General features: G+C 66.2%; 16 protein-coding genes and 2 pseudogenes. All 18 read right to left on the minus strand.

The features are described 5' to 3' along the window. Positions 1 to 6: 6 nt before the first annotated feature. The gene (locus F0357_RS20835; RefSeq protein WP_153489237.1) at positions 7 to 522 is read right to left on the minus strand and encodes an Hcp family type VI secretion system effector; all 516 of its coding nucleotides are present in this window, start codon (positions 520 to 522) and stop codon (positions 7 to 9) included. A gap of 264 nt (positions 523 to 786) precedes the next feature. After that, positions 787 to 1,134 carry a hypothetical protein gene (locus F0357_RS20840; protein WP_153489242.1) on the minus strand — a complete coding sequence of 116 codons (348 nt, stop codon included), beginning with the start codon at positions 1,132 to 1,134 and terminating at the stop codon, positions 787 to 789. Between the two features lie 78 nt (positions 1,135 to 1,212). Beyond that, positions 1,213 to 1,872, minus strand: coding sequence for a DUF3540 domain-containing protein (locus tag F0357_RS20845; RefSeq protein ID WP_208948515.1), 660 nt, complete (start codon positions 1,870 to 1,872; stop codon positions 1,213 to 1,215). A 58-nt stretch (positions 1,873 to 1,930) separates the two neighbouring features. Continuing rightward, positions 1,931 to 4,441, minus strand: coding sequence for a type VI secretion system Vgr family protein (locus F0357_RS20850; protein ID WP_153489255.1), 2,511 nt, complete (start codon positions 4,439 to 4,441; stop codon positions 1,931 to 1,933). Between the two features lie 235 nt (positions 4,442 to 4,676). Beyond that, complete coding sequence (locus F0357_RS20855) at positions 4,677 to 6,407, minus strand: tetratricopeptide repeat protein (RefSeq protein WP_208948516.1); 1,731 nt, start codon at positions 6,405 to 6,407, stop codon at positions 4,677 to 4,679. A gap of 45 nt (positions 6,408 to 6,452) precedes the next feature. Then, a complete protein-coding gene (locus F0357_RS20860; protein ID WP_208948517.1) occupies positions 6,453 to 8,951 on the minus strand; it encodes a type VI secretion system Vgr family protein in 2,499 nt (832 codons plus the stop codon). 66 nt (positions 8,952 to 9,017) lie between these two features. Next, on the minus strand, positions 9,018 to 9,419 hold the full coding sequence (locus F0357_RS25540; protein ID WP_376767853.1) for a DUF4150 domain-containing protein: 402 nt from the start codon (positions 9,417 to 9,419) through the stop codon (positions 9,018 to 9,020). Between the two features lie 4 nt (positions 9,420 to 9,423). Next, positions 9,424 to 9,621, minus strand: a pseudogene (locus F0357_RS25545) (hypothetical protein); the annotation flags it as partial. 56 nt (positions 9,622 to 9,677) lie between these two features. Further along, positions 9,678 to 10,523 (minus strand): annotated as a pseudogene (locus F0357_RS25550) (pentapeptide repeat-containing protein); the annotation flags it as partial. Next, a complete protein-coding gene (locus F0357_RS20870; RefSeq protein ID WP_153489302.1) occupies positions 10,513 to 13,704 on the minus strand; it encodes a DUF2169 family type VI secretion system accessory protein in 3,192 nt (1,063 codons plus the stop codon). The gene F0357_RS20870 and the pseudogene F0357_RS25550, both read right to left, overlap by 11 nt. A 65-nt stretch (positions 13,705 to 13,769) precedes the next feature. Next, positions 13,770 to 14,708 carry a serine/threonine-protein kinase gene (locus F0357_RS20875; RefSeq protein ID WP_153489305.1) on the minus strand — a complete coding sequence of 313 codons (939 nt, stop codon included), beginning with the start codon at positions 14,706 to 14,708 and terminating at the stop codon, positions 13,770 to 13,772. Continuing rightward, entirely contained in the window at positions 14,705 to 15,445 is a 741-nt protein-coding gene (locus F0357_RS20880) for a PP2C family protein-serine/threonine phosphatase (RefSeq protein ID WP_208948518.1), read from the minus strand. The genes F0357_RS20875 and F0357_RS20880 overlap by 4 nt, the downstream gene beginning before the upstream one ends. A 40-nt stretch (positions 15,446 to 15,485) precedes the next feature. Then, complete coding sequence (tssM, locus tag F0357_RS25010) at positions 15,486 to 17,552, minus strand: type VI secretion system membrane subunit TssM (RefSeq protein WP_153489309.1); 2,067 nt, start codon at positions 17,550 to 17,552, stop codon at positions 15,486 to 15,488. Then, complete coding sequence (gene tssM, locus F0357_RS25015; RefSeq protein WP_153489321.1) at positions 17,510 to 19,081, minus strand: type VI secretion system membrane subunit TssM; 1,572 nt, start codon at positions 19,079 to 19,081, stop codon at positions 17,510 to 17,512. Before tssM (F0357_RS25015) ends, tssM (F0357_RS25010) begins: the two co-directional genes overlap by 43 nt. 10 nt (positions 19,082 to 19,091) lie before the next feature. Further along, positions 19,092 to 20,249, minus strand: coding sequence for a type IVB secretion system protein IcmH/DotU (icmH, locus tag F0357_RS20895; protein WP_208948519.1), 1,158 nt, complete (start codon positions 20,247 to 20,249; stop codon positions 19,092 to 19,094). Beyond that, positions 20,246 to 21,583: a type VI secretion system baseplate subunit TssK gene (gene tssK, locus F0357_RS20900; RefSeq protein ID WP_153489326.1), complete on the minus strand. Its 1,338-nt coding sequence runs from the start codon at positions 21,581 to 21,583 to the stop codon at positions 20,246 to 20,248. Before tssK ends, icmH begins: the two co-directional genes overlap by 4 nt. A 40-nt stretch (positions 21,584 to 21,623) precedes the next feature. Further along, complete coding sequence (gene tssJ / locus F0357_RS20905) at positions 21,624 to 22,139, minus strand: type VI secretion system lipoprotein TssJ (protein ID WP_153489328.1); 516 nt, start codon at positions 22,137 to 22,139, stop codon at positions 21,624 to 21,626. After that, positions 22,136 to 23,554, minus strand: a complete 1,419-nt coding sequence (locus F0357_RS20910) for a type VI secretion system-associated FHA domain protein (protein ID WP_153489330.1) — start codon at positions 23,552 to 23,554, stop codon at positions 22,136 to 22,138. The genes tssJ and F0357_RS20910 overlap by 4 nt, the downstream gene beginning before the upstream one ends. Between the last annotated feature and the right edge of the window lie 22 nt (positions 23,555 to 23,576).

Consider the following 23,576-nt stretch of genomic DNA (forward strand, 5'->3'; position numbering starts at 1 on the left):
ACGGCGTCAGCTCTGGTTCGGCTTGCGCCAGTCGTCGGAGCCTTCGGTGTTGGCCTTGGCGTGCGACCAGGTCACTTTGCGGTACACGAACGACCAATCTTCCATGTGGCCGAAGCTCGCGTTCTCCGGGTCGAGGCAGTTCGGCACGTAGTTCTTGCCGTCGACGAGAACGGCGTCCTCCCACTTGATGGTGTAGTACTTTTCCTGGGTGCCGGTGGTCGACACGCGGTAGAAGTCCATCTCGAGCTGCAGCACTTCGCCCTGGGCGAGGGCCTGCCACAGCAGCGGGGAGGCCTTGTCGAAGACCTTCGTGAAGCTCGCGGGGCGGTGCGAACGCAGGCCGGTCGGCTGGCCGGACTGGGGATCGGTCGGCACGGTGACGTTGCCGGTGAAGGCCTGGATCAGGCACTGATCCTCGTGACCTTCCTGATAGGTGTTGCCGACGCTGTCGGCGGTGAACGCACCTTCGCTGATCTTACCCTGGCTGGCGCCTTCGATGCTGAGATAAGCCGGAGTCGGCATTGTACTCTCCTATGGTCGGAGCCGGGCTGGCTCGATCCTTCTAGCGCAAGCCCCGTACCAACTCCGCTCCGCCCGAAAACGCTTAAATATTTCAAACCCTTAGCGGTGGATTTGGCGACTGTCATAATTCGCGGCGAGTGTGCAGGAATCCGCGCAGTGCGGGTTCGATCACGTATTTCCGCGCATATCGCATTACCTTTCACGTCCGCGATGAACACGTTTGCATTGCGTGCCGAGATCAAGGAGAGGCGCAACGGGTGCTGCTCAGATATTCTGGACGTCGATCGCGATGTCGAGAAAGGCGCGCGTCTGCCGATCCAGGACCGCGCGCGCGAGAAAGCGCATGGAGCGCTGATCCACCACCGCATTGCCGGCCACCGCGTAGGACAGGGCCGCGCGCTCGCCATGGATGATGGCCGCAGCCGGTTCGCTGCGGAGCGCCGCCCGGACCACGCGGCCGTCGGGAAGGACGGTGCTTCGCACACCGTCGAAATCGGGCGCCGAGACCGCCGTCGTCCCGACGGGAAGGATCGCGCTGCGGACGATATCGCACAGCGCGAGCTCGATCGTATCGGGCTCGACCTCGAGCGGTTGCCAGGCCTTGGCGGACATTCCGAACCTCCCTCGCGCGACCGGAGTGCTCTCCGGCCCTCTCAGCCGAGCCCGCAGGGTCGGCTCCGAAACCGAAACTCACCCGACGCTGACGCGGGCGCCGTCGAACCGGAGATCGCCTTTGGCGGTGACGACCGCGATGCCGGCGCCGACATTGAGGGTCTGATCGACGGTGGTCGAAAGGGTCCCCATCCGCTCCACGTCCGTGGTGTCGACGTGGGTGGTGCGGCTGCCGAATTTCTGCGTGATGTCCTGCGCCAAGTCCTCGCGGACGTCGGCGCTGAGGCGCAGCCGCTTGGCGAAGGTGCTGAGAAGGCGCGTCACCGTCGACACGCGATCGGCGATCATCCGCAGGCTGTTGGTTTGGATCGTCACGCCGTCGCGGCCGGCGAGCTTGACCTGCGGCGCCTCGAGCACGAGATCCGTCTCGGTCGAAAGCGTGATGGGCCCGGCGAGCGGCCTGTCGAGCACCGCGAGCACATGGGCGCCGCCGGGCCAGCGGTACACCAACACATGATCCCCCGCCTGGGGCGCGACGAGGCAGCTCACCGCGGCCCGCGCGTCGATCTCCTCGTCGCCGATGGCGAGACGAAGGCCGGATGGGCCGGCGCTGACGACGCGGGCGACCTCGCCTCGCCAGGCGGTGGCGCTGTCGTTTAGTGCGCCGCCGGCGTTTGTCGGCTTTCCGCCACGGTCAGGTTCGATCCTCGCTTCTGGCGGGTTCACGATCTCAAACACTCGGCATCTCCGCGGAGTTTTCGATGAATTGGTCAAGCCGACACTGCAAAGCGTAAAATTATGCGATCGTGAAGAGATTTGTGATCCAGGTGGATAATCCCTTGGAATCTGTCTCCGTCGAATTCTTGGCTGTCCTCAGCATTGTGGAATCCGCCAGCCACTGTCGCTCTTCGACCGTGGATGTCTGATCGGCCATACTGTAAAATGTCTTCTTATATTCCATTTCGGCGGTTTTAACGTCATAAAAGGAGCCTTTATAGTCCATTAGCGTGATAAATTTAGTTGCGTTCGTCGCGACAGAATTGGTTTCGCCGCTTACAACCTTAAGATCTAGTCCATATACATATGTAAAATTCAGACCGAGAACGGCTTTTGAATCTTGTGGTGTCGCCAGCTTAATCTCTCCGCCGATACAAAGCTTTGTTTGAAGCCCGGTGTTGATCGCAAGTTCAATCGACAGCTTCATGGAGAATGAAGCCGCGAAGGTCATCAGGGTGGCGTCGTCCCACATCAGCGCCTTCGACGTGCTCATGTGGTTCGTCTTCGCCTCTCCCCAGTAGACGCCTTCCGAGGTGCCGCTCACCGTCGTCGTCTGCGTGCCGCTGACTTTGATGCTGCTGCTTCCCGACAGCGTCACCGTCATGTTGTAGGCGGACAACAGAATGTCCGCCGGAGTTGTCATCTCGATGTTGTCGGACGTGTTGAGCGTGTACTTGCCGGCGTCCACTTTGTGCGCAGAATTGCCGGTCGTCGTCTCGGTCGCGTAGCCGGTCCCATAGGTGTAGGTGGCGCTGCCGTCGACGTTCACGTTCAGGTCTTGGTTCGTGTAGAGCATGGCGCCGTCGGTCGAGGGGGCCGTCGTGCCGGCCGCGGCGGCGGCCGTGGCCGCATCCTGCGTCGCCTTCGGCAACAGGGTCTTCTCGTCCTTGTCGACCGATTTCCCCATCCGGAGATAGGTGCCGGTGAAGGAGCGGCCGCCGACTTCCGCGGGCGTATCGATCCGGAAGAAGGGGGCGTCCTTTGCGGCTCCTTCTGCCGGCGCCTCGCGGTCGTCGATCTCAAGCATCACTTTGGACGCCGTCTCGATGCGGTTCAGCGTCCGGTTGTTCTTGGTGACGGGATCGCCGTTCTTTTCGTCGGAGACGGCGCCGACGACGACGGGTCGGTCTGGGTCGCCGTTCAGATAGCCGACGACGACTTCGGTTCCTTGCAGGAGCGGGAAGTGCAGGCCGGAACTGTTCGGGCCGAGATAAGGCTGGCTCTGGCGGACATAATCGCTCGCCTTGCCGGCATTGTATTTGCCGTCGTCGAAGGCGAAGCGGACCTTGTAGCGGCCGCGGGTATCCATCCAGCCGCGCTGGCCCTGGTTCTCTTCCGCGTCGATCTGCGCCGTGAAGAGCCCCGACACATTGGGTCGCGGGGTCTTGCGTTCGGGGCGGAAAGGCGTGTCGAACGGGACGCATTCGATCTCGTTCGCATAGGGCCGCGCGGCCCGCGCTTCATGGCTGAAGGGCAGAGGGGCGAAGGCGGACGGCGGCGGCACGGACACCGAGTGGCGTACCGAGACGACGAGGAACTGGGTCGACTTCGAACTCAGGGTGTGGTCCGTCAGGGTGAAGACGGTGCCGGCGCGCAATTGGGGCACGTTGCTTTCGCCCCTATAGACGAGGCGGCGGCAGGCGATCTCCTCGGCGCGGATCTTCGCGAGCGTCTTGCCCTGGTCCTCGTCGTCGAAATGCTGGCCATATTCGACGATCTTGCCGAAGCCCTGGTCCGTCACGGTTTCGCTCACCTTGAGCGGCGGAGAGGTCTTGGTCTCGTTATAGTCGCGCAAGTGGACGCTGCCGGGCACCGGCTTCGCAATGGCGCGGAAGCGCGTCATCGCTAGATCGCCGGTCCGGGCACTGCCGCGCTTGTTGTTGAAGGTGACGGTCGGCAAGCCGTCGATATCGACGTTCTTGCAGACATCGTTTTTGTCGCCGAACACGACGATCTCGGATTGGTCGTCGTGCTCGAAAAAGAAGAAGACGCCCTCGTGCTCGCATTGGCGCTTGAGGAACGACAGATCGCTTTCGCCATATTGGACGACCTGGGCGCGGGCCAGATAATCCGAGCGCAGCCGCAGTTCGTGACGAATGTCCAGGCCGTGACCGCCGGTCGTCGAGTCCGTCCCGGCGCCGTTGGTGAGAACGCTGTCGACGAGGTCGCCGAGCTTGATCGGGTCCGAAGCGCCGTAGACGAGGTTCTGGCGGCTGAGGTCGAGCAGTGAAAGGCGTGGTGCGAGGACCGTCTGGTAGGCGAAGTCGCCGGCGTGGGTGGCGTCGCCCGCGCTGAATTCGGCCAGGATGCCATGGGCGGTGAGCACGTTGCCGCCGGCACTGATCGTCAGGGTCGCCGCTTGCCCAATGGCATCGAGAGGGTCGATCGTATCGGCGCTGGTGAACTCGATCTCATACCGGAACAGGTCTGAGATCCGCTCGCGACCTTCGATCGACGTGACGTAGATTTCCTTGCGGTCGAGGGCCGGCACCGAAAGGGTGAGCGTGAGGTCCGTGCGCTTGCCGATCATTGCGGTTTTCCCCCTTGGCGCGCATCGCCGCCTTCACCGAGTCCGATGGCGAGACTGCCTGACGGGTTCGCCAAGCCGGTCTGTCAACGCTCCGCTTCGAAGGCGTGTCGGGCCATTCTTGCTACGGTGATCGCGCGCGCGAAGCGGCGCGTTGATATCCCGCGGCGCGACCTTAGCGGATGAGTTTTACAGTCGCGCGAAGGGCATCGGCGCTGCCGTCGGGGGTCGACGCGCGTCAGAGCCGGGCCCGGATCGCGGACTTGAGCGCGGCCGCGCGCTCGCCCCCGGTGCCGATCTCTGCCGGCGACACGACGGCGAGCGAGGGATACCAGCGGGCCATCCCGTCGCGGCTCGCGAAGGTCCAATCAGGGATCGGCCCGGTGACAATCAGGCCGGGACGGCCGAGGGCACCCGCCGTCGCGCCGACGACGCCGGTCGGGGCGAGGACAAAATCCACGCCTGCGATCGCTGCGACCAAGTCGGCATAGAGGTTCACATGCGCGCCACCGTCGAGGATCGCCGGCCGGCCGCCGAGCTGATGGCGCGCTTCGCCGGTCTCCAGGCTGATCAGGGTGCCTAGACCGTCCGTGGCCGCCACGGCATCCTCGAGCGAAAGAGCGATGCCGTAGGTGTCCCACGCGAGACCGATCAGCGGTCGTGGCAATCCATCGAACGCCTTTTGCCAGCGCGCGAGTCGCTCCGCGTCGGGCGTCAGATAAGGCACGGTCGCCGCCTCGCCCGACAGGCGCACGACGTCGAGAAGCGCCTCGGCCGGGAGGGCCGGCACGTCGGATCGCTCGGTCTCGGCCCGGACGCCCGCGCCGCTCGCGAGCAGGATGTCGGCGATCTCGCGGCTGCCGGCGATGGTGATCGGCTGCTCGTGGCGGCGGGCGAGTTCGGGCAGGGCGCGGGCGAGAAAGACGAGCTCGGACGGCGGAACGCCGCCGCGGGCCAGTATCGCCTGTGCCTTGAACGGGTCCTCGCCCTCATCGAGCATCCGTGTCGCGTCGAGGCGGCCGAGCATCAGGTGCGCCACATTGCGGCAGCGCCGCAGGGCGCCGTCGTCCGGAATGCGGCTCGCCAGGGTGTCGATGAGCTTCAGCGCCGGCTCGGGGCGGTTGGCGAAGATCAGGAAGGTGGCGAGGCCGAACAGCGTCTCCGGCGTATTGCCGAGGCGGCGCACCGCCTGAGTGAGGGCCTGGACGCCAGCGTCGGTCTGGCCGCGCAAAGCGGCGAGTTGAGCCGCGAGAAGCTGGGCGTCCCACATCAGCGGCGCGACCGCGAGGACACGGCGTAGCAGCGTCGCGGCCCGCTCAACGTCCCCCGTGTCGGCGAGCGTCCGCGCGAATGCGACCTGATGGCCGAGATCGCTCGGGGCGAGCAAAAAGGCCTGCTCGGCGACCTGCGCCGCCTCGGTGCTGCGCCCGGTCTGGCTCAAGACCAGCGACAGATTGCGCAGTGCCTCCTTGCTATCGCCGTCGAGGGCGAGGGCGCGGCGCAGCGCCCGCTCGGCAAGCAGCCATTCGCCAGAGGCCATGGCGGTCGCCCCGAACAGAGCGTGCGCCGCGGCCGTGTCGGGCGCGGCCTCGATCGCCTCGGTGGCGATGGTTCGGGCCTCGCCAATTTCACCCCTGGCGAGCCGGATGCGGCCGAGGGTCAGCTTGTGATCGACCTTGCCGGGCGCGAGCTCGATCGCCCGCTCGGCGCAGATCAGCCCGTCGTCGAGTTTGTTGAGGGCCGTGCGCGCGACGGCGAGGGTGCCGACGAGGACATCGTTGTTGGGATAGGCGGTACACGCCTGTTCGAGCAATTCTTCCGCGCGCGCGGCGTCGCCCTTGCCGAGGGTAGCGGCGGCCGCTGTCTCCAACGCATCAGGCGTCGCCTTTTCCTCCGGCCGGAGCGTCTCGATCGCGATAAGCACCTCCTCGTACCGTCCTGAACCGAGGAGATCTTTAATGGGTTGCATCTTGATTTCAATTCTATGCATATCTTCTACGAACTGTATCCAAAATTAGCCTATCGAAACGAGACTTGATGTCGTGTTTTGCACCTTATGGTTCATGGATACGAGTTCTATGCTGGATGCTTCAGATGCCGATCTGTCCGTCTTCGATCCGGCTGTTTCCGACTTAGTTGTGCTCGTCACTGTCTTCGCGCCGTTGACGGTTTCTGTCGAATTATTGGACGTCGAGGTGAAGGTCAAATAATTCGCTGTAAACTTATTTGTGGCGTCTATTACTTGCTGGCGCGTCTTATATTCTTTTCCTTGAATCAAGCTAATAGTGTATCCTGCCACGAGGGTTATATTATAACCCAAAACTGCCTTGAAGTCTTGTGGGCTAGCAAATTTAAGCTCGCCTCCGAGGCATATTTTAGTTTGTAGTCCGGCTACAATCGCAAGTTCGATAGACAGCTTCATTGAAAATGTCGCCGCCATCGTCAGCAGCGTCGTGTCGCCCCACATGAGATTTTGAGATTTGCTCAGATTTGTTGTCTTGACGTCACTCAGGTAATATTCGCGCGTCTCGCCGCTCACAGTCGTCGTCGAGGTCCCGTCGACGGTGATATCGCTACTGCCTGTGAGCTTGACGGTCATGTCATAAGCGGACAGGTTAATGTCGCTGTCCGTCGTCATATCGATATCGTCGGAAGCATAGAGGGTGTATTCACCATCGTCGACTTTGTGGGTCGACGACCCCGACAAGGTCTCGGTGGCGTAGCCCTCGCCATAATTGTAGGTGGCGGTTCCGGCGACGTTCACGTTCAGATCTTTGTGGGTGTAGAGGAGGACGCCGGTGGTCAGCGCATTCTCGGCTGCCTGCTCGGGATCGTCCTGCGTCTGCGCATCGACCGAGGCCCGCGTCGCCTTCGGCAGCAGCGAGCGCTCGTCCTTCGGGATCGGCTGTCCCATGCGCAGATAGCTGCCGGTGAAGGAGCGGCCCGCCACCTTAGACGGCGTGTCGATCCGGAAGAACGGCGCGTCGCTCGACCCGTCTTCGCTCGATCCCTTGTCGGGCGGCGCTGCCCGGTCGTCGATCTCCATCATCACGTTCGCCGGGGTGACGATCCGGTTCAGCGTGTTGTGATGCTTGGTGACGGGGTCGGCGTTTTTCTCGTTCGAGACGGCACCGACGACGATCGGTCGGTCGGGATCTCCGTTGAGGTAGCCGACGACCACCTCCGTGCCCTGGAGGAGGGGGAAGTGGAAGCCCGTCGCGTCGGGACCGAGATAAGGCTGGCTCTGACGGATATAGTCGCTCGCCTTGCCGGCCTGGGCGTCGCCGTCGTCGAACGCGAAGCGCACGCGGTAGCGGCCGCGATCGTCCATCCAGCCGCGCTTGCCGCGGTCCTGCTCGGCGTCGATCTGGGCGGTATAGAGGCCGGAGACGTTCGGCTTCGGCGTCTTGCGTTCGGGGCGGAACGGCGTCGAGAGCTTGATGCACTCAATCTGGTTCGTGTAGCCGTGCGCCGCGGTCGCGCCGGCACCGAATGCCGACGGCAGCGCGATCGACGCGGCATGGTGCGCCGAGATCACCAGGAATTGGTCGGAAAGCGAGGCGCGGGGATGCTCGCGCAGCGTAAAGACCATGCCGGCGCGCAATTGCGGCGCATTGCAGTCCCCGACATAGATCGTCCGTCGGCAGCCGATTTCCTCGGCGCGGATCTTGGCGAGCTTCTTGCCCTGCTCCTCGTCATCGAAATGGTCGCCGTATTCGACGACCTTGCCGAAGCCTTGGTCCGTCACGGTCTCGCTCACCTTGAGCGGCGGCGAGGTCTTCGTCTCGTTGTAATCGCGCAGGTAGAGGGTGCCCGGAACGGGCCGGGTCACCGCGCGAAAGCGCGTCATCGCGAGATCGCTCGGGCGGGCGCCGCTGCGCTTGTCGTTGAAGACGAGGCTCTGTCCGCCGTCAATCTCGACCTCCTTGAACACGTCGTTCTTGTCGCCGAACACGACGGTCTCTTTGTCGTCGCCGTGTTCGAAGAAGAAGAAGACGCCCTCGTACTCGCATTGGCGGCGCAGAAAGGTGAGGTCGCTCTCGCCATATTGGACGACCTGCTTGCGGCTCGGATAATGGATCCGCAGGCGCCGCTCGTGGTCGATGCTGAGGCCGTGGCCGCCCGACGTCGAATTCCGCCCCGCCTTGTTGGTCAGAACGGTGTCGATGAGATCATTAAGCTTGATCGCCTCTTCCGCCCCGTAGATCAGGTTCTGCCGGCTCAAGTCCAGCAGCGCTAGTTGCGGCGCGAGCACCGTTCGGTAGACCTGATCGCCCGACGCCGTGAGTTCCCCTTCAGTGAACTCGACGAGGATGCCGTGGGTGGTGAGCGTATGGCCGCCGGTCTCGACGGTGAGCGTGGCGGTCTTGCCGATGACGTCTTCCGGATCGATCAAGTCGACGCTGGTGAAGACGATCTCGTAGCGGAACAGATCGGAAATGCGCTCCTCGCCTTCGATCGACGTGACGAGCACTTCCTTGCCCTCGAGCGACGACGCCTCGAGCGTCAGCACGAGTTCGGTTTCCTTCGCCATCGCTCAACTCCCGGTGTGGAACGGCCCTCAGCGCAGGGCGCGGGATCAGCACATGGCGCAGAGGATGACCTGCGCCGGGCTGATGGTGGCGCCGTAGGCGTTTGGTATGGAGCCGTTCTGCATCGTCGGCATGCCCATCATCGCGGCCGGCGCGCCGGCGAGGAAGAGCTTCGTCGAACCCATCATCGGTGCGCTCTGGCCCATCTCGTCGCCGGATATGAGCCCGCCGCCGACGCCGGCATTGTCGCCGTTCGACATCGAGATCTTGGTCGAGAAATTGTGCGCCGGCATCGCCGTGAGCAGGATCTTTTCCTGGTTCGGCGTCGCCATCGCCCCCATTGCGATGTTCGGATAGGGAATCGGAACGATCACCGGCCCCATCGGCGTCTTGCAGCAATCGGGCATGGCCATGTTCATGTAGGCGCTTTGGGAATTGACGTAGACCATGGGGTCAGGAGCCTTCGTTGAAGGGATGTGGGGCGTCGTCGCGGACCCGACGCGGCTCGTAGAGTTCGGCGATCGCCCGAGGCACCTCGGTGCCCAGCGTATCGCCTGTGGCGCCGGTCGCCACCGCGCCTTCGAGGCTGGTGCGATGCAGGTTGGTGCGGCCGAAGCGCGCGAGGCTGAGGTCCGTGGCGTCGAGCCGGACGTTTTCGAACTGCGCGTAGACGAGGTTCGCGGACGCGAACCGGGCCCCGTCGCGTCGGCATTGGTGAAGACCGCCATCTCGAGGCGGCTTCCCTCGAAATTGCTCTGCTGGAGGTTGGCCGCGGTGAAGTTCGCGCCGTAGAGGTCGGCGTGGGTGAAGTCCGTACCGGTGAGATTGGCGGCGGCGAACACGGCGGTCGCGCCCTTGATGCCTGTGAGATCGGCGTCGGTGAGGTCGGCCTTTGAAAATTGGCTGCCGGTGACGTCGGCTCCGGCGAGGCGCACGCCGGCCATCTTGGCGCCCGCCATGTTGGTCTGGCGGAGCGGCAGGCCGGTGAGGTCGCGGCCGGTGAAGTCGGCGTTCGCGAACACGACGCTCTTGCAGGCGAGATTTTCGAGGCGGGCGGCGCGCAGATCGGCTCCGACCGTCGTCACCGATTGCAGGGTCGCGCGGGTCAGATCGGCGCCGGCGACATCGCATTCGAGCAGCGCGCTGAAGGTCAGCGTCACGTCGGCGAGCACGATGTCCCCCGCCTTGCACTTCAACAGGCTGCAGCGCGTCATGGTGGCGCCGGCGAAGGTCACGCCCGTCAGATCGCAATCGAGGAAGGAAACGTCGCGCAGAGTGGCCCCTGCGAAGGTCGCCTCCGCCAGGTCACAGGCCATAAAGGTCGCATCCTTCACGTGCGCGCCCGAAAAATCGGCGCGGCGCGCGCCCGCCTTGATCATCCGCGCCTTGACGAGCTTGGCCCCGTTGAGGCGGGCTTCGGGAAGCTGAGTCTCGACGAGCAGGGCACCGCTCAGGTCGGCGCCGGCGAGGTCTACGCCGGTGAAGTCCCCGCCTTGATAGAGCACCCCGTGATGGATGTGATCGAGGAGGTCGGTAAGAGGATCACGCGGCATCGCGGCCACCCTGCTTGTGGGCGGTGGAGAGGGAGAGGCGGGTGAGGCCGAGATCGGCCTTCGTGAAATCCGCCGCGTCGAGTTGCGCGTCCGCCATGTTGGCGCCGTAGAGGCTCGCGCCCCGCAGTCGCGCCCCAGTGAGGTCGGTGCGCCGCATCTGGGCCTCGTGCAGACAGGCGCCGACGAGATCGCTCGCCGACAGACGCGTGGAATCGAGCCGGGCGCCGCGCAGCGAAACGAGTCGCAGATTGGCGCCGGACACGTCGGCTTCGGAGAATACGGCGCCGTCGAACACCGCGCGCTTGAAGGTTGCGCCCGCCATCTTCGCCTTGTGCCAGCTCGTGCCGGGGGCCCAGGCGCCGTCGAAGCAGGCGCGCTCGAGGCCGCAGCCGCCGAGGAAGCTCACCTTGGCGAGGTCGGCGGAGGTGAAGTCGGCGCCGGTCGCTTCAACGACGAGGAACGCGCATTCGCGCATCGTGGCATTGCGGAAGCGGACCCCGACGAGGTTCGCCTCGATGAGCTGGCAGCGTTCGAGGACGGCGTCGTCGAAGATCGTGTTCTCGCAGGGGCTGCGCAGGAAGCTGAGCGACGAAAGGCGTGCGGCGGTGAAGTCGGTGCGGGTGAACTTCGCCATCATGATCGAGAGGTCGGCGAGCGAGGCTCCCCTGAGCGAGGCATCGCTGAAATCCGTTTCGAACGCGCGCGCGTTGTCGAGCCGCGCCCCGTCGAGCCGGGCGAAGTTCAAGCGTGCCTTGGAGAGGTTCGCTTCGCTGAGATCGACTCCGCTGAGATCGGCGCCCGTCAGATCCGCCTCGGTAAGCGTCGCCTGGGTCATTTTCGCCCCGGCGAGCCGCGTCCCGCGCAGATCGGATTTCTCCAGGAAGACGCCTGTCAGATCCCATCCGGAGAGATCGGCACCGGCGAGATCGATGCCGGCGAGATCGCATCCCGCGAACGAGCGGCTCGCGATCTTGTCGCCGAGGGCGACCTCGCCGAACCGGCGGGCCGAGGCCGGTGACAGCGCGTCCGTCGGGAACATCGCCCCCGGCGTCGACCGCCGAGCTTGCGTCATACCCTCCTCGTAGCTCGCCTCCATCGCATCGAGCTCGGCTTCCGCGTCCTTCACCGTGCTTCCGATGCGGGCCTCGGCTGCGGCGATGGCGGCGCGTGGATCGCTCGGCAGCGGCTCGACGTCGGGCGGGGCGAGGTCGGCGAGGAGGGCGTCGAGCGCCGAGCCCTCGCGCCCGGCGAGCTTCGGGAACGAGGACCGCAAGGTCGCGTCGAGTTCGTCGAGCTTGCCGCTGATCTCGGCGCGCTTGTCCCCCGGCAGTTCCGGTATCGCCAGCCCTTCCGCGATGGTGGCGCTCGCCGGCTGCGGCGGTCGAGGCGGTGGCGGCTTCGGTGAACCTGGGGCCGCGATTTCGTCGAGCAGCACTCCGAGATCGTCGGCGCCCGGGATCTTGAAGTCCGTGAGATTGGCCATGGCCTGCCGCACGTCGTAGAGCGGCGATCCCTCCGGCAGACGGCGGAATCGGGCGATCGCGCGTTCGAGCAGGGTCTCGTCGTCGGGGCCGACCTGAGCCGCGGCGAGCTTCTCGCGGAAGGAGCCGGCCTCCGTCAAGGCGTCCAGGAGCTTTTCGTGCGAGCCCTCCGGGGCGAGCGGGTCCTTCTCCGGAGGCTTGAACGCCGCGAGGGCGGAGTCGACGGCCTTGAGCGGGTTCTCGATCGGATCGCCGCCGAGGCTCGCGAGGAGCGCGTCGAGGCCGCCATCCTCCTTGGTGAAATCGATGCCCTCCAGGGCAGCGCGCGTCTTCTCGGCCTCGGCCTCGATCTGAGCGACGGTTTCTTCTATGCGCTTGCGTTCCGCGTCGAGGCCGTCGAACAACGCGCCGTAATCGATGTCGCCGCTTTCGAACTCTTCGGGCGTCGGGAAGATCATGGTCACAGGCGGGGGCGGTGGCGGCTCCGGCCACAACGAGGGCGGCAGGCCCGACTTCTCGAGCTGGCGCTCCATCATGAAGACCGAGGCGGCATGGCGCCGGTCGCGGTCCGCCTCGTTGTAGGCAATGCGCGCCGCGAGCTTTTCCGCGTCGATCTCTTCCGAGCGCAGTGGCGACAGCGGCCGATCGTCGAGCGCGGTCTTGTGCGCATTCTCCGGATCGGTCCGCCGGGCAAGGGTCTCAAGATAATGCTCGTACGGCCGCGGCGGATCGGTGATGCGCTCGTAGGCGAGCATCACCTGGCGCACGTCGAGGCCGTCGATGTCCGCCACCGCCTGCGCGGCCCGGTAGATGAGAATGCCGCGCCGAAGGCCGGCCATGAGCCAGAGGGTGTCGATTACCATCGGCAACTCGACGAGTTCGTTCGGCCGGCCTTCCATGCCGAGGAAGGCGCGCACCCGGAAGCCCGGCAGGCGGCCTTCGAGGCCCGGCGTGTCGGCTGCGAACCCGATGAGCCGATAGGGCTCGTCGCCGGTGAGGTAGCCGGGCAGGCGCTGGTCTTCCGGCCCGATCAGGAAGAGGCGGGGATCGGCGTCGTCCGGGAGAGCGGGAGCCAGTTCGTCGAGCCAGGCCTGATCGTAGGTCCCGGCATAGCGCCGCCGCTCGGGCGAGGTCGGGTCGCCCGGTCCGAACAGGATCGGCGGCGGATTGTCGAGCGGATCGCCGACGAGATGGGGAATGTCCTCTAGATTGGGCAGCGCCACGAGTTCGCCGGCGACCATGCGGTCGTGGGCGCGATAGCCGAGGCCGCCCGGATTGGTCGGATGGCCGGGACCACCGAACGCGCGCGCCGGGTCGAGAGGCATCGCCGTGAACGGCACGGGGTCCGACATGCCGCGGCCGTCGAGCGTCCAATAGCGGTCGCCGACGACGGCGATGCGCTTGCTAACCGGACCGACGGCGTAATCGAGCAGCATCGCGGGGGTCGCGACACCGCCCGCGGGGCAGGCCTTGCCGCCGACGAGAATTTCGGCACAGGGCTTCGGCATGCCGATATCGAGGAAGGAGCCGGGGGCGACGCCTTCGGCCGCCGCCATCCAGAGCGCCTGATCCCCCTCGAAATGATCGGGATGCGACAGGTCGAACATGCCGAACGCCGAGACGATGAAGCTCGCCCCGACCCGTCGCCGCTCGCTCCTGGTGAGAATGCCCAGCGTTCTGGGCTTGATGATGCTCGCCATTGCGGCCGATGATCCGCTGTCTGCCGGCCGTTGAGCCGCCCCAAATAAGTGTTAGGTGCCGCGTGTTACAACGCTGCGACGCCTGATCGTCGAATGAGACGCCGGAACCAGCTCGGCTCGTTGAAAGTCTCGACGAATGCTTCGATCGATTGGATCCGGCGCGCCGAATCGACTTCGAGTGCGGCCCGCAACGTTCGCCAGCGGGCCTTGTCGAGTTGGGGCGGTCGGATCGGTTCGAGGCCTTCGCGATGGGCCTCGATGGCGGTCTTGCGGCGATAGGGATGGCGGCCGCACAGCATCAGATAGGTGAGGACGCCGAAGGCGTAGATGTCGCACGCTTTGGTCGGAGCGCCGCCGGTCAGCATTTCGATCGAGGCGAATTGCGGCGTCAGCCCGCCGAGCCGTTCGATGTAAAGGATGGTCGCATCCTCATCGACTTCTGCCAGTGCCGCCGGACGGATCGCATGGGCGAGGCCGAAATCGAGCAGCTTCACCGAGCGGTTGCGCGTGATGAACACGTTGCTCGGCTTGAGGTCCGCGTGGACGACGTCGCGGGCGTGGGCGAAGGCGAGCGCGGAGCCGATCCGCCGCACCAGCCCCATCGCCTGATCGAGCGGCAGGCCGCCTGTCGCGGGGCCGCGCAGGATCTGCGCCAGCGTTGCACCCGACAGGAGCTCCATGATGATGAAATGGTAGCGTCCGTCGGTGTCGGAATCGAACACTTTGACGATGTTGGGGTGGGCGAGGCCCTGCATGCGCCGGGCCTCGCGATGGAGCAGCTCGACCGCGTCCGACTGATATTCGCCGACAAGATCGACGACCTTGACGGCGACCTGCGGCCGGGGGGAACGGGCCCGCAGGCGGACCGCGTCTTCGGCGCGAAAGACGGTGCTCGTGCCGCCGCGGCCGACGATCTCCAAGAGCCGGTAGCGTCCGCGCAGATGCACGCCGAGCGGCGGCGGGGCGCGGTCGGGAACCGCGAAGCGGTCGTCCATCGCGCTCATCCGAACAGCTCCGCGAGGGCGCTCGGGCGCTTCAGCCGCACCACGACGGCGGTGACGTCGTCGCGGGCTTCCTGTCCGACGGCATCGACGATGAGCTGGGAGGCAAGGCCCTTGATGGGGCCGGCGAGCCGTTGCGCCACGTGGTGTTCGCGCAGCGGCTTCGTGAGGCCGTCGGAGCAGATGAGAAGCGTGTCGCCGTCAGCCACCGACGTCACGTAATGATCGACGGTGACGCTGCCCTCGGCCCCGATCGCCCGGGTCAGCATGCGGCCGGCCGAGCCCTCGGTGCCGAGCTGCTCTGCGAAGGTGTGGTCCCGGGTGAGCCGATGAAGCTGGCCGTTGCGCAGGAGATAGATCCGGGAATCCCCGACCCAGAGAATGCCGGCGCGATCGTCTCCGAGCACGACGACCGCGGCCGTCGAGCCGATCACCGCATCCGGTCCGCGCTGCGCCGCGATGCGGTGGAGCACCCGGTTGATGGCGGTCAGCGCTGTGACGGTCCGCTCGATGCGGATCGCCAGCGGGTCGCCCGGCGAGACGAGCTCCATCAGGGTGCCGATCACCGCCTGACTCGCGACGTCGCCGTCCTGATGACCGCCCATGCCGTCGGCGACGGCAAAAAGGCCCGCTTCGGGGAACGCGAGATAGGCGTCCTGATTGGTGTCGCGGTTCGTGCCGGTGCGCGAGGCGGCGTCGTGTTCGATCTGAAGGGGGGCCCCGTCCCGCGCGCGCATCATCGGTCGGACCATTCCGAGGGACGTCTATGGCGTGGGAGGGCTAGAGCGTGTTCGGGCATCGGAACGTCCTCAGCGCTCCAAGGCTGAACGGGTTGCTCGCGCTGCCGGCGCGGATCTCGTAGGTCACCTTCGAGCCGGATTGGTTCGCAATGGAAAAGCTGAGGACGCTGTTGCCGCCGAGGATCGGGCCGGAGCGGGCAATGAGATGGAAGAAGGCCCAGGGGCCGTTCTCCGTGAAGGTCACGCTCTTCCCGTCGATGCCGACGAGGGTGAGGGACACCGTCGTCGCCTCGCCGCGTCCCGGCCATTCGAGATCATAGCTGCGCGGCGCCTCGTGGCGGTACGAGATCTCCTTGCCGTTCACCATCAAGGTGGCGCGCAGCAGGTCGGACGACAGGAAAACAGGGCGGAGGCTGAACTTGAAGTAGGGGGTTCCCGGATCGGCGGTGAAGAAGGTGTCGCGGATCACGCGAGCATCGCGGAATGCGGTCAGCGCTTCTTCCGAAATCGGCAGCTTTGCTCCGGAGATGTTGGCGCTGACATATTGCCCCCCGCGATCGGGCACCAGGCCGGCCAGATATTTCGTGTAGAAGCTGTCGATGATGCCGCCGGCCCGGAACAATTCCTTGAAGTCGTAGATCGCGACCTCATTCGTCGAGTCCTGGAAGAACGGATATTTCTGGAAGATCGCGTTCTGGCAGGCCGGCAGGGCCTGGGAGGTCCAGGTCTGATTGAAGAAGGTCTGCGTCATGCCGATCAGCGTCGCCCAAGTATAATTGGCGAGCGAGCGCAGAATGGAGCGCACGGGCTCGGGCCGCAGCGCCGAATCCGCCTGGAGGGCCCCCATCACGTCGCCGGTCGGATTGGTGAGGCGCGCATTGATGAGCTGGAAGGCGGAATCCGGCGGCGAAGGCGCGTTCTGAACACCCGAGATCGCGCCATAGAGATTGCTCAGAAGATCGCGGGTGCGGGCGATCGGCGGCAGCGCTCCGGGGCTGTTGCCGGCTTGCGTGAGCTGAATGATCGGAATGAACGGCGTGGCGATGCGGGTCCCCGGCCAGGGCATGTTGCCGAGCGCCGACGTCGCGGCATTCGCCGCGTTTCCGACGATCGCGTTCTTGGCACTTTCGACGAGGCCCGCCGTGCCGCTCTGGGGCGCCGCGTTCGGGTTGGCTGTGCTCAGCACGCTGTCCGGACCCGGCGGCGGCAGGTCGGTGTTCTGGCTGACGGCCGTCAGCAGATGATCGAGCGGCGATTGCGGCCCCGCCAAAGACTGGATCGACACCATCGCATCGTTCAGGGTGCCGAACGGCTTCGCCTGCACCCTCAGCAAAGCCGTTTGCCAGAGCTGAATATAATCCTCGACATAGCTGTCGGTGACCTGCCGTGCGAGATCCTGGAAGACGCTGTCGCCGCTCGACGCGCCGCCGACGACCCAATCGTTGCCGATCGCCTCGCGGACGAGACCGCCGAGGCGGGGCAGGAAATAATCGTAATAGCCGGCCCGCGTGTAGAGCCCGGGGATCACGAGGACCTGGCTCCCGGTTCCGTCCGGCGCGACGGTCAGAGCCGTCGTTCCCACGATCTGGCCGAGATCGATCGATGGAAGGCGACTATTCTGGAAACCTTCGCGGGTGAGACGGCTGTAGATCGCGGCTGCGGGCGGCACTTCGGCGATCGAGTCACGCGTCGCCTCGATGAGCGCCGTGTCGAGCGTCACAGGCTGGGGCAGCAAGGGCATCAGCGCGTCGATCTGAGCGATCATCATCCGCCGCTTGACGTCGTCGACCGGGAAGGCGATCGCGGCCTCGTCCTTCAATTCGGCGCTCAGCCAGTTCTGGTCGAGCCGGTCCGGCGTTCCGAGCATCAGATAGGCGCGCAGGAGAAAGCGCAGCGTCGAGGTCTGTCCCGCGTCGGGACTGCTGCCCGCGATCAGGCGAATGCGGTTGGCGAGCCAGTTCGCCACGCTCGGCAGGAATTCCTGGATCAGCAGGCGATTGTACGTCGCGCGCGCGTGCTCGTTCATCTGAATGAGGATCGGCAGGGCGCCGTTACCGATAACCGTCAGGAGGCCGCTGCGCGTGGTCCGCTGCACCACGTCCTGCATCGCGGCGAGGTTCGGGACGATCTGCTGGAGGGGGGCCCCGTCGGCAACGCAGCCAGGGCCCCGTCCACTTCGGACACATTGGCATGCACGCTCTCGATGAGATCGACCCCACGGATATAGGCGCCGGTCCACACGGCAAGAAGCAGCGCCGAGACCAGCGCCAAGACGCCGTAGGCCGTCCACCGCCGCCGCCGGATACCGCGTTCGGTGCGCGGGCTGACCCCGCTGATGCTCTGCTCTTCGAACACGACGTCGGTGAAGATCCGACGGATGAAGAAGCTCTCGAGACGGCGATTCTGGGCCGGCCGCGGCGCCGGCACGAGGCCGAATTCCTGGCCGATCGCATCGCCGAGCCGGTCGAAGGTGACGCCGGCCTGCTCCGCGCTCGCGAAATAGATGCCGCGGGGTGTCGGCTGCATCTCGAAGCGGGTCGGCTTGAAGACGGCCTCGAAGAAGCTCTCGATCGGCTCGCCGAGGAGGCGGAACTCGCGCGGGAAATTGTAGATCTCGCAGCGACGGCCGAGATCGCGTTCCTCGTGGAGCCGCTGGGTGAGGCGCGTCTCGAGGCTGTCGGCGAGCTCGCCGAACTGCGCGGCGAAGGCCGTTTCGAAGGGCGTCGCTGCGTCGATGTCGTAGGTGAGGCCGAGCGGCTCGTGGCGCTCGTCGGATTCGAGGGCGTCGAAAAACTCGGTGAAGCCGGCAATCCGGTCGCATTTTGTGATGACGATGTAGACAGGAACGCGCAGATCGAAGGCGAGCACGATCTCGTGCAGACGACGGCGCGTCGCCTCGATCAGCGCCTGCCGAGAGCCGCCGGCATCGCCGAGGATGTCGGGCAGGCTGACGGCGAGGATCACGCCGTTGATGGGCCGGCGCCCGCGGTGCATCTTCAGAATGTCTAGGAGGCCGCGCCAACCAGCAGCGTCCGGCGCATTCCCCGAGCGCTGTTGGAGATAGCGCCCAGCGGTGTCGACCAGCACGGCCTGATCGGTGAGGCGCCAATCGCAGCTCCGCGTGCCGCCGCCGGCCCCGCGTTGCGGCCCGGCGCCGGCCTCTTCGACGGGAAAGTTCAGGCCGGATCGATCGATCAGCGTGCTCTTGCCGGCCCCGGTCGGGCCGATGAGCAGATACCACGGCAAGTTCTCGACGAAGCGGCGCCCCCGGCTGCTCGTCGCCGCCGTGCGTCGCAGCATCGCCTGCGCGGCATTGAAGCCATCGCGGATGCGTCCGATCTCCTCGTCGACCTCAGACACCTTCGCCGGCGTCTCGCCGACGGTGTCGAGGAGCGATTTCATCATCCGTGCATTGGCACGGCGCGCAATCAAGAGCCGAACGATGGTCCCGAGTACGGGACCGGCAAACAGGGCGACGATGATGACGGCGCGGATATCGGGCTCACCCAAGGGGGCTAGCCCGCCGATGGTGATGAGCGGCCCGACGAACCAGACGAGGAGCGCAAGCAAGGTCAGGGCGACGAACATCAGAAGCGTTCGCAGCCGGAACATGCTGACGAGGAGGGCCCGGATCATATGGCGGACCTCATTGCGCGCCGGAGCCGGTCGACCGGCTCGGGGGCGTGAGGACGAGCGGGCCTTCGATCTGCCGGCGGGGCTCGACGCGCCGAACCGGCCGCCTGCGCTCCTCCTCGGGAGCGCGTTCCACCACCGGCGCAGGCGCTCGCACCACCGGCTGAGGCGCCGGCGCGCGGGTCTGCGTCACGGGAGGCGGCGGGAAGGCGGGCATCGGGCTCTGGTTGGTATCGAGGGAATCGAGCTCGGTGATCACCGGACGGACGCTCTCCACGACGCGGTACGCGAAAATTCCGTATGCGAGCGAAAGGGCGGCTCCGACGCTCACGAAGACTGCCCAGAGGGGCAGGTAGGGACGCAGCGCGCGGCGTGCCGACAGACCGCGCCAGCGCGGCGATAATTCCTGCGGCGGTGCCTGCACGTGCCGTTTGAGCAGCCGGCCGATCTCGTCGCGCAGGATATCGAGTTCGTATCGTCCGTCCTCGACCACCCGGTAGCGGCCTTCGAAGCCGAACAGGAGACAGAGATCGACGAGTTTTATAAGTGAAAGATATTGGGCGGGATTGCCGCGGATGCGGTCGAGGATGATGAAGACCTTCTCGCCGCCCCACGTCTCGCCGTGAAACTGGTTGAGCAGGGAGTTCGCGCTCCACCGGCTGGCGGTGCCCCACGGCGTCGTCATGACCGCCTCGTCGAGGGTCGCGCAGAGCACGTAGCGCGCAGCGGAGATCTCGTCGGCGGCGACGCCGAACTCGACGGCGCGGGATTCGAACGCCTTGATCTCCTCGACCACCTTGTGGCGCATGTCGTCGACATTCTGGGCGGCACTCGCTCGCCTCAGCTCGGACGCCAGCGCAAGGAGCGTGGCCGCTGCGGCGGGCAGGAGATCTTCGGGGCGGCTCGGGCGCTCCGTCGGTTGGATTGCGTCGAGGGAGGCGGTCTCGACGGGTCGCGCGACAGGCTGAGGAACCGTCGGCGGCGCGATCGGCGGCGGTGGTGGCTCGCGGAGGGGCGCCGGCGCTTCCCGCGGCGGTGGTGGAATCGGCCCCGTGTTAGCCCCGGTGCGCGGGGGTAACGGTTCCCGGCGCGCCAGGGCATCCTGCACCGGGATCGGGCGGAACCCGATGACCGTCGGATCGTCGCTTTCGGGACCGTTGTTCGGGCTCACGTGCGCGCCGTCCTGATCGCCCAGAACTCGAGGTGGAGATCCGGATAGTCACCGCTGACGTGGAAGGCGAAGGCTGCAGACCGCGCAACGCTGCGCCAGAGCTCGCTCGACTGATCGAGCTCGAAATAGACGGCGCCGTGAAGGTACGGCAGCTCCCGTGGGGCGACCGGCAGCGAGCGGATCGGAATGCCCGGGAGTTGCACGCTGACGAGATCGCGGATCTGCTCGATCGGGCCAATCTTGAGCGTCGCCGGCAGTTGGGTGCGGATGGTTTCGGAGGGAACGCTGCCGATCGCCGCGAGCACGAACCGGCACCCTTGCATGATGGTGCGGTCGGTGATCGTCGCCGTGTGGATACCGTAGCCGCGCTCCTGCAACGGTAGTGGCACCACGTTGCGCTCGACGACGACGGCGAGGGCGCGGCGCAGGGCGTCGAGCAGGCTGTCCATGACCGGCTCGAGGTCTTCGTGCCGATAGGTCGGAAGCTCCGGCGCGCGACGGGTCGTCGTGTCGAAGGGGCTCAGCGCGCCCGCGAGCCGGACGAGTTCGCGGTAGACGACCTCGGGATGCAGCGTCTGCGTGGCGGCGAGATGGGCGAAGACGGTGTCGGCGCTGTTGACCGTGCCGAGCATGAGGAGATCGACGAGGCCGGCGCTGTCGCCGCTGGCGCGGCTCGGGTCCGCCCGCAGCGCGAGGGCCTCGGCGCGGCTGCGCAGAAGCGACAGGACCTCAAGGACGATCGACCGCATCCGTTCGTTGGCGCCATAGGCAAGACACGGCGGGATATGGTTGGCGGCGAGCTTGATCGCGCCCGCCGGTTCGATCTCCGCGATGCGCGCGATCGGAAGCGTGACGAGATCATCGAGGCTCTCGGTCGAGAGAACGAGGCTCAGATTGAGCCGGCCGACCGCGAGCTCAGCCGCCTCGCCGCTCCCCTGGGTGGTGCTGCGCGCCGGCACCGCCGCTTGCAGGAAGCGCTGGCGGTTGCCCGTGGCCGCGACCTCGAGGCTGTCGTGAACGCGCGCGGGGAGGGCGAGCATGACGACCGCCTGCTTCGTGGTCGGATCGAAGGCACGCGCCGGCGGCGCCGGCGCGTCGTTCGGAATGTCGATCACGGTGCCGTCCGGCATCACGGCGCGGCACGACCGGATCGAGAGGCGCCCGAGCGCCAGCAGGTCGGGGTCGATCTCCAGCGACCGCAATCCCCACCCATAAGGCGAGAGACCGGCGGTGCGGCCTTCCAGCGCGTGCTCGGTCCAGCGGTCGGATTGCTGGAAATGCTGGGGCCGGACGAACATGCCCTCCAGCCAGAGCGGCTTGGCGGTCAACGACATGGGCTGTGCTCCCGGTCCTGGCTGATCATCTTCGGCGGCCTCATTGCAGGAGCGGTTTGCCGGTCACGAGCGACAGATCGAGCTCGACCGCGAGCGCCGTAACGTTGACGAGGAACATGTTCATCTTCTCGCGGGTGATCTGCTTGGAAGCCCGCCAAGTCGAGGAATTGATGTCGCGGAAGCCGGCGATTACGCCGACATATTGCGTCTCGTAAGAGGTTTCTGTGCGCATCTGCGATTTCGAGCCCGGCATCAGCTCGAACTCGCGGCGGCCGATCATGTCGGCCCCGAGCGCCGAGGTGTCGTTGTCGTAGAGCGTGAAGAAATCCAGCGAATTGAACGTCGTGTCGGACTTCAGCTCGTAGATTCGCATGACGATCGGGGAGGGATTGCCGTTCTCGTTCGGATTGACGGAACGATCGACCGTGATTTGGAAGTCGAGGATCGAGGTTCGCGGCTTGGGCGCCGACGCACAGGCGGCGACGAGCGTCGAGGCGGACCCGACGAGCAGGGCTCGGCGCGACATCGGTGCGGTGAAGAGGGGCGTCTTCATCATCTGAACCTGCTCGTGTCCGCGGGCAGGACCTCGGAGGCGTCCGAAAACGCGCTCCCGATGATCTGCGGCAGGGTGGTGTCGAGGCCCGCGAGCAACTCGCGGTAAAGCGTGCAATAGCGCTCCCAGAGCGCGGCCGGCTCCGGCCCCGTGAGGAGCGGAGCGGTGTGGCTCAAGCTGCGGGAAATCTCGTCCGGCGCGATCCGTCCGAGCAACTGACCGACCGATGCCCGCAATGCCGCTCTGACCGCGGCTTCCCGCGGGTCCATCGGCGCTGCGCTCGTGCGACCGTCGGGTGTGGGCGAGAACGCCTGTGGCGGCGCGGACTGGGCCGGGAAGGCCTGCGGCGGAAAGCCTTGCGGCGGAAGGGGCTGCGGCGGCGGCGCGAACGACGGCTGCGGGGCGAAGGGGGGCGGCGGCGCGAAGGTCCGCGCCGCGGCAGCACTCGGCGCAGGCTGCGGTTTCGCATCGAACGTGGCCGTCAGCCCTTCGAGGAAGTCGAGCGGAATATCGATCCCTCCGGTGCGCACCACGTTCGCTGGAGGCGCACCGGAGGGCGGCTTCAGCGCGGGCGCACCAGTGGGAATGGCAGCCGACGGCCGCGCTGGCGCTCCGGGCGGCTGAATGTTGTTCGGAAAGGGCGGCGGCACTGACGACGGAATCGGCGGCAGCGATCCGAACAATGCGGCCTCGACCGCGGCAAGGCCGTGCAGACCGGATTCTCCCGGGGGGTGCCTCGGCTGGAGCGCCGCCAGTGGATCATCGCGTCGAGCGATGCCGGATTGATCCCAGCCGCCTGTTGGAGCCGGCTGTCGCGGCGTCGGGGGCAGGGTGTCGGACAGCAACGACGACGAACGCGGTGCCGGAGGCTGAAACAGGTCCGCGAGCGGCGCGTTGGACGAGAGCAGATCGGTCCGCCCGGCTTGCGGCGCTGAGGGTTGGCCTGGTGCGCGCGCCGGCGCAGGCATCAACGGCTCTCCGGCGAAGGAGGGCCGGGGCGTGGGAGGAAGAACCGGGGCGGTGTCGCTGCCGACCGCCGGGGAATCCAGACCGAAATTCTGCTGGGGACGGGACGCTGCGCGTTGCGCCCCGCCTTCCTGAACCAACTCGACCTTCAGGGCGTAAGGACCGAGATAGAGGATGTCGCCCTCGCGCAAGGGCGCGGTTCTGCCGCGGCCGAGCGGGGACGACACGGTGTTGATGTACACGCCATTGGTGCTGATGTCGGTGATCGTGAACGCCCCGTTCGCGAAACCAATCAGCGCGTGCCGCCCGGACAGGGTGTTGTTGGGGTCCGCGAGGGTCCAGTCGCAGCTTGGGCTGCGGCCAATGGAGCCACCGGTCTCGCCAAATACCCATTGTTGCCGGAGGCCACCGTCGCCCGGATTATCGCCGATGGCCGACAGACGAACCTTCATAATCTGTTATTGCCCCGTCTGC

The sequence above is a fragment of the Segnochrobactrum spirostomi genome, assembly GCF_009600605.1.
In the GTDB taxonomy this organism is placed as follows: domain Bacteria; phylum Pseudomonadota; class Alphaproteobacteria; order Rhizobiales; family Segnochrobactraceae; genus Segnochrobactrum; species Segnochrobactrum spirostomi.